Raw genomic sequence first — 14450 nt, forward strand, 5'->3', positions numbered from 1 at the left:
GCTGAACATGATTGGAATAGTAATGTTTTTCGTAGCCTTGTTTGCACTTTTACTTGGCTTCCCGGTTGCGTTCACCTTTGGTGGTATCGCGTTAATCTTTGGTGTTTGGGCTGAAGGCATCGAAATGTTCGCCTTCATGCCATATCGAATTCAATCGATCATGGAAAATACGGTGCTGATGGCCGTTCCATTGTTCGTTTTCATGGGGCTTGTTCTACAAAAGACCAAGCTTGCAGAGCAGTTGCTAGAGTCAATGGGACGACTGTTTGGTGGTGTTCGTGGTGGTATTGCTATCTCGACGGTATTGGTAGGTTCACTGCTTGCTGCTTCAACGGGCGTAGTAGGTGCTTCTGTGGTTGCCATGGGTCTTATCTCGTTGCCAGTCATGCTCAAGTACAACTACGACAAAGGCTTAGCCTGCGGCACTATTTGTGCGTCTGGCACGTTAGGGCAAATCATTCCGCCTTCTATCGTACTGATCTTATTAGGTGATGTACTCGGTGTGCCAGTAGGGGACTTGTTCCAAGCGGCGATTTGGCCGGGCGTAATGTTGGTGGGCGCGTATATCGTTTATATCTTGATATACGCAAAACTTAACCCAGAAGCGGCTCAGCCGATTGAACGTGATGACTCAATTAGTCGTAAACAAGAAGTCATCAATGCACTGAAAGCTATCGTACCGCCACTCGCGCTGATCATTGTCGTATTGGGTTCTATCTTCGCGGGTGTTGCCACGCCGACAGAGTCAGCTGCATTAGGTGGCGCGGGTGCCTTGGTACTTGCTTTGCTGTACGGTCAATTCAGTTGGTCGATGGTGTATGAAGCGTCCAAAGAAACAGTGAAAGTCACGGCAATGGTCTTTGCTATCTTGCTTGGTGCGACGGCATTCTCGATGGCGTTCACTTATACTGGCGGTGATTATCTGGTTGAAGAGTGGATGCTTCAGTTGCCGGGTGAAAAATGGGGTTTTTTAATCATTACCATGTTGGTGATTTTGATTCTTGGTTTCTTCATCGACTTCGTAGAGATCTGTTTCATCATCGTACCGATCATTGCGCCTGTTGCTGAACTGATGGGTATCAACATGACTTGGTTCGCTATCCTTATCGCGATGAACCTACAAACCTCCTTCTTAACGCCGCCATTTGGTTTTAGTTTGTTCTATTTGAAAGGGGTTGCACCGAAAGGCGTCACCACAAAAGACATCTACCGAGGCGTGATGCCGTTCATTCTGATTCAAATCCTCGTACTTGGATCACTTCTCGCTTTCCCTTCTTTCTATGGAATGTGAGTGAAGCCAAGAATGTGAATGATATGTTTCAACGGCTATCCATAAATTGCTAAAGTAAAACGGCTTATTGATGTTCAGTAAGCCGTTTTTTGTGAGGGAAAGGAATGCCTCTAAAAGCTAAGCTGATTTTGCTGACGCTACTCCCGTTGCTACTGGTCACGGCGAGCATAAGTTGGATCTCGTTACACCAAACCAAGACGTTGGGTGCGAAAGAGGTTGAGATCTTCAGGGACAGCTTAATCAAGTCGCGTGAAAATGCCCTCAAAGACACCGTCGACCTCGCATTCGACGCCATTGAACACATCTACAACGACCCCGATATCAAAGAAGCGCAAGCCAAAAAAGAAGTTCGAACCATATTGTCTAAACTTAGGTATGGCTCTGATGGTTATTTCTTCGCATATGATCGCCACGGAACCAATTTGGTTCATCCAATACAGCCGGAATTGATTGGAAAAAATCTGCTTCAATTACAAGATGAAGATGGCGACTTTCTGATCGAAGCTCTGCTAAGAGAGGCGCAAACCGGAGGAGGATTCCACCAGTATTTGTGGCAAAAGCCCTCGACTGGGGAAGTGGTCTCTAAGCTGAGTTACGCCGCTTGGTTAGAGCGTTGGGATTGGATGATTGGCACGGGTTTGTATATTGAAGACGTGCACCAAGAAGTGGCTTCAATGCAGGCTGCGATCAACAAAAATATTGAAACCACGTTCTTCTCGATTGTGGTGATTCTTAGCGTGACGGTGGCGGTTATTATCGTGCTGACGTTGGCCATTAACATGCATGAACATCGAATCGCGGATAATAATTTAAAAGAGCTCGCCCATAAAACGGTGATGTTCCAAGAAGACGAGAAGAAGCATTTAGCGCGAGAGCTACATGACGGTATTAATCAATTATTAGTATCAAGTCGTTGCCACTTAGAACTACTTGGTAATAAGTTACAAAATGAAGACCTCAAAGCGCATTTGAATAAGTCGCAGCATTCATTGATGCGAGCGATCGAAGAGGTGAGGCACATCTCGCATCAACTTCGCCCAAGTTCTTTGGATGATATCGGCTTAGAAGCGGCGCTGTCTTCGTTGTTATTGGATTTTCAGGCGCACTCGGGTATTGAGGTTGAAACCTTGTTTAGTACTCGGCCCGGAAAATTGAAATCAGAGGCTGCGACGACCTTATATCGAGTGGTGCAAGAGTCCTTAAATAACATAGAGAAACACGCACAAGCGACCAAAGTAACGGTTATCGCGCAGCAAATTGGCAACGTGTTACAGCTTCTAATCCAAGACAACGGTGTCGGTTTCAACACCTATAAAGCGATGGAAAAACGAGGGATCGGTCTGCGCAATATGAGAGAGCGAGTGGAGTTCATCGGTGGTGATTTTGAACTGATGAGTGAGATTGGCCTCGGAACGGAAATTACAGTGTTACTGACACTAGAGGGATTAATGAATGAGTGAAGTTATTCGAGTTGTGATCGCTGACGATCACCAAGTGGTATTGGATGGCTTTATGGCGAGATTGGAACTCGAGCCAGATATTTGTGTGATAGGTACCGCCAGTAATGGTTTAGAAGCGGTAGAGGTTGTTAAGTCTTTACGTCCCGATGTGGTGTTGATGGATATCAGCATGCCTATCATGAACGGCATTGATGCGACCCATCTGATTAAAGAAGAAGACCCAGAAGCGAAGGTGTTGATGCTGACTATGCATAACAACCGTGAATACATCATGAAGGTGATGCAATCGGGCGCAGTCGGCTATATGTTGAAAGAGATTTCGGCTGAAAAAATGGTGCAAGCGATCAAAACGGTCAATCAAGGCTCGACCTATTTTTGTGAAAAAGTGACGCAGAATTTGTTTACTCAGCCGATTACTCCCACGCAATCTGTGAAGAATCCATTGAGCAGGCGTGAAGAAGCGGTATTGAAATTAGTTGCAAAAGGGGAGAGCAGTAAAGAGGTCGCAAAGGCGCTGAATATCAGTTACCGAACCGTCGAAACTCATAGACAAAACATTAAGCATAAGCTGGATATTCACTCTACGGCAGAGCTAGCTAAATATGCTGTTAATTCTGGGCTTGTAGAGTGATCTTACGCTAAATTACATTAAATGTGTAATTTAATTACTAAAGTTGTAATTTATGCCTGATTCTTGGCGGTTTTTTTAGTATTTTTGCGACAGGTTGATATCCTTCTTTTCGAAATTTAAGCGCCGAATGCAATGTTGCAAACTGTGCGCTACAAATTAGAGAGGAAACATGGAGCCTGTAAAAGATAGGTATAGTATTGAAAATACCGATTATACAGTAGGACAAGATAACGTTCAGAAATGGGGTTTTGACGTCCATAACCCAGTATTTGGAATCAGTGCAGGAGCGATTATCATCTTCCTAGTTGCACTTTTGATCGCTGATCCTGAAACCGCAAAATCAGCATTGGATGGAATTAAATGGAAAGTCATCGGTAACTTCGATGGTTTCTTCATGTGGGCAGCCAACATCTTTGTTATTTTCTGTTTTGCCCTCATTGTCTCCCCGTATGGCAAGATACGTATAGGTGGCAATGATGCCAAAGCAGAGCACTCCAACCTATCTTGGATGTCGATGTTATTCGCCGCGGGAATGGGTATTGGTTTGATGTTCTGGGGTGTTGCAGAGCCAGTAGCTTACTTCACGGGTTGGTATGAAACGCCACTCGGTGTTGAAGCTTATTCTCCTGAAGCTGCTAAGTTGGCGCTTGGCGCAACTATTTATAACTGGGGTTTACACGGTTGGTCTATTTACGCCGTTGTTGCTCTAGCCCTCGCTTTTTTCACTTTCAATAAAGGCTTACCGCTTTCTATTCGATCAATCTTTTACCCGCTACTCGGTGACAGAACTTGGGGTTGGTTTGGACATATCGTTGATATCGTCGCGGTACTGGCTACGCTATTTGGCCTTGCAACATCGCTTGGCCTAGGCGCACAGCAAGCAACCAGTGGTATTAACCATGTGTTTGGTACCGATGGTGGTATTGGCATGCAGCTGATTGTTATTGCAGTGGTCACTTTCTTAGCAACAATGTCAGTGGTTCGCGGTATTAACGGTGGCGTGAAGGTTTTAAGTAACCTCAACATGTTGGTTGCTTTGGGCTTGCTTATCTTCGTAACGATCGCTGGTGGTATGGCGGGTATTAAAGCAATCCCAACCGCGCTAATGGGCTACATTGAAAACTTTATTCCTCTAAGTAATCCTCATGGTCGTGATGATGAAACTTGGATGCAGGGTTGGACGGTATTCTACTGGGCTTGGTGGATGTCTTGGTCACCATTCGTAGGCATGTTCATCGCGCGTATCTCTAAAGGTCGTACTATTCGTGAATTCATCGTCGCTGTATTGTTCATCCCAACGACAGTAATCATCATCTGGATGGCTATTTTCGGTGGTATCGCGATTGATCAAGTGGCGAACAAGGTGGGTGAGATAGGCGTGAATGGTTTGCAAGATATTACGCTTTCTCTATTCCACACTTATGATGCGCTGCCAATGAGTTCTGTGCTTTCTGTAGTATCGATTGGTTTGATTATGGTGTTCTTCATCACCTCGTCAGATTCAGGCTCATTAGTTATCGACAGCATTACTTCTGGCGGTAAAGTTGATGCCCCTGTTCCTCAACGTGTATTTTGGGCGTTGATGGGCGGTGCGATTGCAGCGGTTCTATTGTGGGTTGGCGGTACGGAATCCATTCAAGCACTGCAAGCTGGAACGGTATCAATGGCGCTACCATTTGCGTTCATATTATTGCTTATGTGCCTAAGCTTATTGCTAGGTTTGCGTACCGAAAATCAATTGGTTAAGCAGCAAAATGCTTTGAGTTAAAAGTATTATTCAAATAACGGCCGACTTGTTCGGCCTTTTTTTCGTCAGTAATTTGAGTAATTACGTGAATATTGGATGAAAACCCATCGAACCGATTCTGGTTTACTGAAAACAATAAGTTAACCTGCTAAACTTCAGACATCCAAGTATTTGAATTATTGTGACAACAGCTTGTATTACTTGGATCGTGTGTTCGAGTTTGTGATTCAGTCACAAGTAAGTAAGGGATAGTAAGGTCAACAGACCCTATCAATATTCCGTAGAGAGGGATAATGACTAAAGGTATAGATAAATACAGTATCGACAGTACGGATTACACTGTCGGTCAAGATAACGTCCAAAAATGGGGTTTTGATGTTCATAACCCAGTATTTGGTATCAGTGCAGGACTTATTGCTTTGTTCCTGATCGGCATTCTGATTACAGATACCGCTTCAGCAAAGGCAGCACTAGATGGCGTTAAAGGCCAGATCATCAATTCGTTTGATTGGCTTTTCATCTGGTCGGGTAATGTTTTCGTTGTTTTCTGCTTAGGCTTAATTGTTTCTCCGTATGGTAAAATCCGCCTTGGTGGTGTTGATGCGACGGCAGATTACTCATTCATGTCTTGGCTATCGATGTTGTTTGCCGCAGGTATGGGTATCGGCCTAATGTTCTGGAGTGTGGCGGAACCCGCTGCTTACTTCACGGGTTGGTTTGAAACCCCGTTAGGTGTTGAACCAAACACACCAGAAGCTGCTAAGTTGGCGCTAGGTGCAACCATGTATCACTGGGGTCTACACCCTTGGGCGATTTATGGCGTAGTAGCACTGTCACTTGCGTTTTTCTCTTACAACAAGGGATTGCCTCTTTCTATTCGTTCTATTTTCTACCCAATCTTGGGTGATAGAGCGTGGGGTTGGGCTGGTCACATTGTTGATATTCTGGCGGTTCTTGCAACGCTGTTTGGTTTGGCGACGTCGCTGGGCTTAGGTGCACAACAAGCAGCAAGTGGTATTCAACATGTCTTCGGAATCGAGGCTGGCTTAGGGTTACAAGTTGTTGTTATTACCGTAGTAACGTTATTAGCGGTCGTGTCAGTGCTTCGCGGTATTGATGGCGGCGTTAAAGTTATCAGTAACATCAACATGTTGGTTGCTTTCCTACTGCTTATCTTAGTGGCTCTAATCGGCTATGCGGTGAGTTTAGGTTCTATCCCAACAACCTTTATGGCATACGTTGAAAACATCATTCCTTTGAGTAACCCTCATGGTCGTGAAGATGAAGCGTGGATGCACGGCTGGACGGTATTCTACTGGGCTTGGTGGATTTCATGGTCACCATTCGTAGGTATGTTTATCGCGCGTGTTTCTAAAGGTCGTACGGTTCGTGAGTTCATCACAGCAGTTCTGATTGTTCCAACGACTGTTACTATCATTTGGATGTCAGTATTTGGTGGCATGGCGATTGACCAAATCGTGAATAACGTGGGTATCCTTGGTCAAGATGGTTTGACTGATGTATCACTAGCGATGTTCCAGATGTTTGATGCTCTACCGTTCGGTACGCTGCTATCAATCATTGCGGTTATCTTAGTTCTAGTATTCTTCATTACATCGTCTGACTCAGGCTCTCTAGTAATCGACAGCATCACCGCAGGTGGTAAAGTTGATACGCCAGTGCCTCAACGTGTGTTCTGGGCGTTCCTTGAAGGTGCGATCGCAGTCGCTCTATTGTGGGTTGGCGGTACAGAAGCAGTACAAGCTCTGCAAGCGGGTGCAATCTCTACGGCATTGCCATTCACCATCATTCTATTACTGATGTGTGTGAGCTTGCTAATGGGTATGCGCACCGAGAAGCGATAGACTGATCGTTAATCGACTTTCCATTTAGTTGAAGTCGAATATAAAGTAAAAAGAAAGGCAGAAGAGGAAACTCTCCTGCCTTTTTTGTATCTATTTTACAGTCTAGAGAACAGTATATTTCGATGGAATTACCTTCAAAATAACGTCTTAAATTTGGCGATTAGCCAAGTAATTGACATTCGATAAGCCAATGGTTTGCTTAAAATTATATTACGTTATTAAATTATAAAATCGCTCGAATTTAATACTGATATTGGGTAGTATGCGCGAGATTTCCCACTACTCGTGAAACTTTGACATGAAACTAACACTTAAGCAGAAGTTAATAGGTGCTAGCCTATCTGCTGTTGTCGTTATGGCAACAGCGTTAACTTGGTTATCAGCAAACCAATTATTTGAACAGACTCGTAACGGCGTATACCTGCGAGCTGAAAGCGTATCAGAAGCAGCATCTGAAGGTATTAAAAACTGGATTGATATCCGCACCGATATCGCATCAGCATTTAATGACTTTTCACGAGAGGATGATGTTGTTCCTTTCCTTAAGCAAGCTCGTGTAGCGGGTGGCTTTGACGATATCTTTTTAGGTACTCCAGAAGGCGGAATGTACCGTTCACATCCTGAACGTAATCGCGCCGGTTACGATCCTCGTCAACGTCCTTGGTACCAAGAAGCAAACGCTGCAGGTAAGCAAATCATCACAACGGCTTACCAAGATGCGATCACTAAAGCATTGCTAGTAACGATTGCAGAACCTGTGCGTCATAACGGCAAACTTGTTGGTGTAGTGGGTGCAGACGTACTTATCGACCAACTAGTGAACGATGTAATCAGCCTTGATGTTGGTGACAACGCTTACGCAATGCTAATTGATGCCTCTGACGGCACATTCCTAGCACACCCAGATTCTGCACTGAGCCTAAAGCCAGTAAGCCAGCTTTCAAACGACATCTCTATGCCAATTATCGAGAACGCAGTGCGTACGGGTAGCATCGAGATCATCAAAGAACGTGGCGCTGAGAAGCTGCTTTACTTCACGAAGGTGCCTAACACTAACTGGATCTTCGCGGTTCAGATGGACAAAGCAACAGAAGAAGCGAACCACTCAACACTACTTACTCAGTTGATCACAACGGCGGTCATTATTACGTTAATCGTAATCGTATTAGTGTCTTGGTTAGTGAGCTTCCTATTCCGTGATTTGAACCGTGTTTCAGCGGCACTTGAAGAAATTGCTTCAGGTGAGGGCGACCTTACTCAACGTCTTGAGCCTAAGAGCGATGACGAGATTGGTAAGCTTGCTGAAAACTTCAACCGTTTTGTAGGCAACATGCACACCATGGTGATCAAGCTAAGCGAAGTATCTGCTGCGCTAGGCAACCAAGCACGTCAAACAGCTTCTCAAGCTGAAGAACGTAGTGCTCGTATCCAAATGCAACAAGACGAGATCAACATGGTAGCAACAGCCGTTAACGAAATGGCTGCAGCAACACAAGAGATCGCGGGTAACGCAGACCACACTGCACAGAACTCATCTGAAGCGGTTGGCGCGTGTGAGCACGGTACTGGTCAAGTGACACAGACTCAAAGCTCTATCCAAAACCTTGCTCAAGAAGTTCAAATCGCAACTAACGTGATCCTAGAACTTGAAGAGCACGGCAACAGCATCAACGCTATCTTGTCTAACATTCAAGGTATTGCAGAACAAACGAACCTACTTGCACTTAACGCCGCTATTGAAGCTGCACGTGCCGGTGAGCAAGGTCGTGGTTTCGCAGTAGTAGCGGATGAAGTTCGAGTTCTGAGCCAACGTACACACGGTTCAACGCAAGAGATTCAGCAAACTATTGAGTTGCTACAAGGTACAACAGGTAAAGCGGTTAGCATCATGAACGATAGCCGTAGTCTTGCTGAAACCAGTGTTGATGACGCGAACTCAGCAGCTGCAAGCTTAACGCAAATCCACGCTGCTGTTGAACGCATTAGCGACATGGCAACACAGATAGCTTCTGCTGCAGAAGAGCAAGCGTCAGTAACGTCTGAGATTACTCGTAACACTGAGGGAATCCGTGACGTATCTAACGAGCTAGCAGACGAAGCACACCAAGCTGCAGAGCAAGCTGCGCAGCTTTCTGAGCTGTCTCACGAGCTAGAAAGCGAAATTAGCCGCTTTAAGCTGTAAGCGCTAACAGATAATTTGAAAGCCGAATGTGATTATCACATTCGGCTTTTTTGTGCGTGCTAGTTAGAGTTATGAACCCAAATTAGTTGTTCGGATAACCTGGGAACTTAGCTTTAAGGGCTGCACGAGTAGGGAAGTACTGCTCCATAAATTTAACCATCGCAGGGTCGTTCGCTTGCAGCTCAGTGAACGTTGCTGAACTTAACTCTTGCGTGCTGTAACCCTGATAGTTCAAGTCGTAGTAGGCGTAAAGAGAGTAGGCTAGGTATTCTTGGTCGTATGACTCAGCGTCTAGATCAGCTTCGACAATCGTAGAGTCTTTTCCGTTTGGAAAGTAAGAGCCCGCAAGAATTGCTTTCTCATTAAGCTCGTCTAACTCTTTTTGCATCGTCGCCCATTTCGAAGAAGACGATTGTACCGCTAGGTTCATCACACCGTAATCGTGTACAAAGTGGATGATCTCTTCAAACGCAGCGTCTCTCTGATCCACTAAATCCGGTTTGTTCTCGCCTGTTGTTGTGTCAGTGGTTTCTGTCGCAAATAGATCTTGGAAACGGTAATTCTCATCTAAGAAGTCACCGCCATCTCTGTCAGACCAATCTTCATCGTAAAAGAATGCCATGGTCGCTTTACTGTCGTAAATTGCCTTAGTCACTTCAGCAGGGAAGCTATCAAGGTAGTACTCCATGATGTTCTTAATATGAGCGACCTTTGCTTCTGAATTGTTTGCAGATTTGTTTTCAATTAACAGTGGGATCTGATAACCGTGCGCTTCTACGCAAGTCTTTTGCTTGATGCCCTTCGCGAGCAGGTCACCGGTCGTGTTGGAGATAACTGAACAGTCATTTGTTGAGACTCGGGCGAATGTCTCTGAGTTACTTTGAGCAAAGGATGGAACAAATTGAATGCCGTTGCTTAAAGTGTTGCCCACACGAACATAGAGGTTCATCGGTCTCATTTGATCGATATTAAACTTCACGCCCGTGCTATCGGTAATGAATTGCTTGTTGATAGTGACAGTATCGGCCTGTTTCCATCGAACAACGTTGTTTATATTGTTTTCAACTTCTGCAATAGCAAGCTTTTCAAGAGTGCTCGTTGAGTTAAAGTTTTCGTAGTAAATACTGAAATTTTCAACGTCGAATGTCTTACCCGCAGAGTTTGTTGCCGTCACAGAGAAGGTGATATCTGCATCGCTTTGAGTCTTGTAATTGCGCTCAGGAATGCCGTGGACTTGCGCGAAACTGCCGCTCGCTTTTTGTGTATTACCGTACTGGGTAATATCAATATTTACGTTTTTGTCTGTACCCGCAGCAATCGACTTCACGCTGAAATGCAGTGAGTAATTGCTTCCTAAGCTAACAACGGATTTTGCGCTTGATGCATCGATTACATTCTTTGACGCGCTAGTGTTATTGCTGTCGCTGCCGCCGCATGCAGTGAGCATCGTAGTCAGAACAAGAGTTGGAATAGTGAGTTTGTATACCATAGGGAACCAAGTTATCTGCAAGCTATAAAGCCAGCATGTTACAAGAAATGGCATTTGCTCTTGGTAAGCCTTTGTAAGTTTTGTATTGATGGTGCTTACAAATTAATAACTTGTTATTTATTGAAGCTATTGGTTGTCGGTTGGTAGCTGCTCGATACTAGAATCACAGACACAAAAAAGCCCGAGTATAAACTCGGGCTTTGAATGGTTTTCTTTATAACTTATGAGGAACTAGATTGCCTGGCGAAGTTGGAAATAACGTCCTGCTTCGTTTAACAGCGTTTCATGGGAACCGTTTTCTACAATCTCGCCTTGTTCAATCAGAACGATAGAATCCATCGATTCCAGACCAATCAAACGGTGTGTGATGAAGATAACCGTCTTGCCTTCAAAGTGCTTCTCGAACAGCGTCATGATGCTGTGTTCTGTTTGCTTATCTAAGCCTTCTGTCGGCTCATCGAGAAGCAGGATAGGAGCATCATGAAGAATCGCACGTGCGATGCCAATACGGCGCTTCTCACCACCAGACAGTTGACGACCACCGTCACCTAACCAGCTATCAAGCGCGTTACCGTCAAGAAGCTTTTCAAGACCCACGTCTTTTAAGATGTTCGCTAAATGCTCATCCGCTGCTTCAGGCATTGCAATTAATAGATTGTCACGCAAAGTACCGTTCAAGATATCGACACGTTGGCTTACTACACTGATTGATTCACGAAGCTGTGATTCGTTCCACTGCGTCAGTTCAATACCCGCGATTGAGATGTAGCCCTTTTTAGGATCCCAGTAGCGAGTCAGAAGCTGAATCAGAGTCGATTTACCTGAACCCGTTTGACCCACAATCGCAACCTTGTGCGTGGCAGGGATCGTTAGGTCAACAGCGTTCAGAACACTACGCTCAGAATCAGGGTAGTTGAACGTCACGTTTGAGAACGTAATATCAAGCGGCTTGTTGATGTCGAGTTTCTCTTCAGCAAACTGAACTTCAGGCTCCGACAAAATAACTTCGTTCAAGCGACGTGCTGAAGACAGAGTTTGACCTAAATGCTGGAACGCACCTGCAATTGGCATTAATAGCTCGAAGCTTGCCATAGTTGCGAATGCCATTAGCGCGATGAACGGGTCTGGTGCATTACCACCCACGCCGTCAGCCGCAAGCCAAAGCATAAGAACAAGCGTCAAACCGTTGAACAGCATCAGAGCTGCTGACGCCATACCGGTTAGGTTAGCATTCACAAACTGATTCGCCATCAGCTTCTGTTGCGTTTCTAGAATCGCATTGCGGTAACGCTCTTCAGCACCGAACAAAGTCAGTTCGCTGTAGCCTTCAATCCAATCTAGCGTCGTTACACGAAGATCCGCTTTGTTCTGTGTAAGCTCGCCACCGTTACGTTTGCCCAATTTGTAGAACAAGATTGGCCAAACCAACAGCATGATCAGAAGGATAGAACCCAAGATTAAACCTAGTGAGCTATCGAACCACATCAAGAACAGAGTTAGGAAGAAAATCCCGAACACACCCACCGTCACTGGGCTTACTAAGCGCAAGTACACGTGATCCATTGCGTCGACATCAGCAACCAAACGGTTGAGAAGGTCAGCATCACGAAGGTTCGAAATTCGACCTGGGATCAGCGGAGCTAGCTTCTTGAAGAAGAAGATACGTAAATCAGTTAACAGCTTGAATGTTGCATTGTGGCTGACAACACGTTCACCCCAACGACCCGCCGTTCGGCTCATTGCCAAACCACGTACGCCACCACCCGGCAGCATGTAGTTGAAGGTTTCACGTGCAATCGTAAGGCCTGCAACCGCAGAAGCTGAAATGAACCAGCCTGATAGCGTTAACAAGCCGATAGAAGCCGACAGAGTAGCTAAAGCCAATAGCATGCCTAGCGATAGGCCAAACCAATGCTTTTTATAGAGTTTCAGGTAAGGCAGTAAATCACGCATCTAAATTACCCTTATTATCTTGTTGAGCTAAGTTCGCGTTCAGCATCTCTTCAAACAAACCACCCGCAGTCGAAAGCTGAGAGTAATGACCTTGTTCAACCAGACCACCATCGCGCATAACCAGAATATTATCGACTGATTTAAGAGGAGCGAGTTGGTGCGTCACAAGCAGGGCAGTGCGGCTTTCAATGTTGCTATTGATGCCTTTCATCACTAACTGTTCGCTACGAGTATCTAGGCTGGCTGTTGGTTCATCTAATAACCAGAACTGACCGTCTTGAATCATTGCGCGAGCCAGAGCCAAACGTTGAGATTGACCAACAGACAGGCCACCAGAGCGATCAGATATCATGTAATCCAAGCCATGCTCGTTAACGAACTCGCTAGCAAATGATTGCTCAAGAGCATTTTCGACAACTTGGTCAGCAATATCGTGCTTACCTAGAGTGACGTTGTCACGAATGCTGCCGTGCAACAACAATGGGTTTTGACCAACCCAACTAATCGTTTTACGCCAAGAGGCTAAGTCGAGGTCACGTAATTCAATACCATTGATTTTCAAGCTTCCTTCATAAGGCATGAAACCAAGGATGGCATTGATCAAACTTGTTTTACCCGCACCACTTGGGCCAACTAACGCAGTCGATTGGCGAGTGTTCAATGCGAACGAGATAGGACCAACTAATTGAACACCTTCAGGGCTTAACACTTTTAGGTCGGTAGCTTCAATATTGATGCCTTGAGCCGGATCGAGCTGAGTGTTGCCTGATTTAACCTTAGTGATGTCGGTTTCTAGGAACTCGACAATACTTTCGGCTGCGCCAACCGCTTGTTGTTTCGCATGGTAGAAAGTACCTAAGTCACGCAGAGGTTGGTAAAACTCTGGCGCTAAGATAAGGATAAACAAACCTGCGAATAGCGTAATGCCTGCGCCGTAGTGGCCGAAGTTAAGCTCACCGATGTAAGTGAAACCAAAGTAAACCGCCGTCATCGCGATAGAGATAGACGTGAAGAACTCAAGTACCGCAGAAGACAAGAAAGCGATTTTCAACACATCCATAGTACGCGTTCTGAACACTTCAGATGCACCTTTAAGTACTTCTGTTTCAGCGTTGGTGCGGTCAAATAGACGAATGGTTGTCATTGACTGCAAACGGTCGTAAAAGTGACCTGAAAGACGCTGCAGCGCTTTGAAGTTTTTACGGTTTGCATCGGCCGCTTTCATACCAACAAGTGCCATGAACATCGGTACCAGTGGAGCAGTAATCAAGAAGATCAGTCCTGCTGCCCAGTTTACTGGGAACACCACAACTAAAATAATGAATGGAATCATTACCGATAAAGACATCTGAGGTAAGTAACGAGAGAAGAAGTCTTGCATGTCTTCTACTTGTTCTAGCAACAGGGTTGCCCACGTACCGGCAGGTTTACCCTTAATGTAAGCAGGGCCTAACTCACGTAACTTATCAAGGATGAGTTGCCTTATGTAGACCCGGATCTGTTCACCACAGCGATAACCTGCGATTTCACGTCCCCATGTACAGCCAGCACGGCCAACGACCGATAATGCCAAGCCTGCGAAATGACCAACCAGTTCAGATTTATCGACATTCTCGATGATCAGCTGGTGAAGAATAGAGGCGAGAAGAGCTGCTTGAGCAATTAAGAACACGCTTGAAAGTACGCCAAGGCTAATCGCAATCATAAGCCAGCGTTTCGCTAACTTACTCTGTTGCTTAAGCCACTTGTTCAAGCTGCGTTGTTTTTTCTTATCCATTATGAAGGCTTAATGATAATTATTATTTGTTGAGGGCGGCTAGTATACAAAAGAA

The 14450-nt window shown here is 45.2% G+C and carries 9 protein-coding genes; 6 read left to right on the forward strand and 3 right to left on the reverse strand.

Features of this window, described 5'->3' with window-relative positions:
* The first annotated feature begins 7 nt into the window (after nt 1-7).
* The 6 genes from L3V35_RS15185 (at nt 8) to L3V35_RS15210 (ending at nt 9176) form a co-directional block, all read left to right on the forward strand.
* Complete coding sequence (locus L3V35_RS15185) at nt 8-1291, forward strand: TRAP transporter large permease subunit (protein ID WP_017083881.1); 1284 nt, start codon at nt 8-10, stop codon at nt 1289-1291.
* 104 nt (nt 1292-1395) lie between these two features.
* Nucleotides 1396-2751, forward strand: coding sequence for a cache domain-containing protein (locus tag L3V35_RS15190; RefSeq protein WP_237300187.1), 1356 nt, complete (start codon nt 1396-1398; stop codon nt 2749-2751).
* Complete coding sequence (locus L3V35_RS15195) at nt 2744-3382, forward strand: response regulator transcription factor (RefSeq protein WP_171316073.1); 639 nt, start codon at nt 2744-2746, stop codon at nt 3380-3382. The genes L3V35_RS15190 and L3V35_RS15195 overlap by 8 nt, the downstream gene beginning before the upstream one ends.
* A gap of 169 nt (nt 3383-3551) precedes the next feature.
* A complete protein-coding gene (locus tag L3V35_RS15200) occupies nt 3552-5150 on the forward strand; it encodes a BCCT family transporter (RefSeq protein ID WP_237300188.1) in 1599 nt (532 codons plus the stop codon).
* A gap of 272 nt (nt 5151-5422) precedes the next feature.
* Entirely contained in the window at nt 5423-6994 is a 1572-nt protein-coding gene (locus L3V35_RS15205; RefSeq protein ID WP_017093820.1) for a BCCT family transporter, read from the forward strand.
* Nucleotides 6995-7292: 298 nt separating this feature from the next.
* On the forward strand, nt 7293-9176 hold the full coding sequence (locus L3V35_RS15210; RefSeq protein ID WP_004733396.1) for a methyl-accepting chemotaxis protein: 1884 nt from the start codon (nt 7293-7295) through the stop codon (nt 9174-9176).
* Nucleotides 9177-9258: 82 nt separating this feature from the next.
* Here L3V35_RS15210 and L3V35_RS15215 read toward each other — a convergent pair whose 3' ends face one another.
* The 3 genes from L3V35_RS15215 to cydD all read right to left on the reverse strand — a co-directional run bounded on the left by L3V35_RS15215 (nt 9259) and on the right by cydD (nt 14395).
* Nucleotides 9259-10665, reverse strand: a complete 1407-nt coding sequence (locus L3V35_RS15215; RefSeq protein ID WP_237300189.1) for a hypothetical protein — start codon at nt 10663-10665, stop codon at nt 9259-9261.
* Nucleotides 10666-10896: 231 nt separating this feature from the next.
* Nucleotides 10897-12618 (reverse strand): cysteine/glutathione ABC transporter ATP-binding protein/permease CydC, encoded by a 1722-nt coding sequence (gene cydC / locus L3V35_RS15220; protein ID WP_237300190.1) that lies wholly within the window; start codon nt 12616-12618, stop codon nt 10897-10899.
* Nucleotides 12611-14395 (reverse strand): cysteine/glutathione ABC transporter permease/ATP-binding protein CydD, encoded by a 1785-nt coding sequence (gene cydD / locus L3V35_RS15225; protein WP_099165423.1) that lies wholly within the window; start codon nt 14393-14395, stop codon nt 12611-12613. Before cydD ends, cydC begins: the two co-directional genes overlap by 8 nt.
* Nucleotides 14396-14450: the final 55 nt, after the last annotated feature.

Origin of the sequence: Vibrio sp. L5-1 (assembly GCF_021728315.1) — a bacterium.
Lineage (GTDB): Bacteria > Pseudomonadota > Gammaproteobacteria > Enterobacterales > Vibrionaceae > Vibrio > Vibrio splendidus_K.

Coding starts and splice junctions, on each gene's coding strand:
- L3V35_RS15185 (WP_017083881.1), top strand. CDS start 8: ATGATTGGAATAGTAATGTTTTTCGTAGCCTTGTTTGCACTTTTACTT.
- L3V35_RS15190 (WP_237300187.1), top strand. CDS start 1,396: ATGCCTCTAAAAGCTAAGCTGATTTTGCTGACGCTACTCCCGTTGCTA.
- L3V35_RS15195 (WP_171316073.1), top strand. CDS start 2,744: ATGAGTGAAGTTATTCGAGTTGTGATCGCTGACGATCACCAAGTGGTA.
- L3V35_RS15200 (WP_237300188.1), top strand. CDS start 3,552: ATGGAGCCTGTAAAAGATAGGTATAGTATTGAAAATACCGATTATACA.
- L3V35_RS15205 (WP_017093820.1), top strand. CDS start 5,423: ATGACTAAAGGTATAGATAAATACAGTATCGACAGTACGGATTACACT.
- L3V35_RS15210 (WP_004733396.1), top strand. CDS start 7,293: ATGAAACTAACACTTAAGCAGAAGTTAATAGGTGCTAGCCTATCTGCT.
- L3V35_RS15215 (WP_237300189.1), bottom strand. CDS start 10,665: ATGGTATACAAACTCACTATTCCAACTCTTGTTCTGACTACGATGCTC.
- cydC (WP_237300190.1), bottom strand. CDS start 12,618: ATGCGTGATTTACTGCCTTACCTGAAACTCTATAAAAAGCATTGGTTT.
- cydD (WP_099165423.1), bottom strand. CDS start 14,395: ATGGATAAGAAAAAACAACGCAGCTTGAACAAGTGGCTTAAGCAACAG.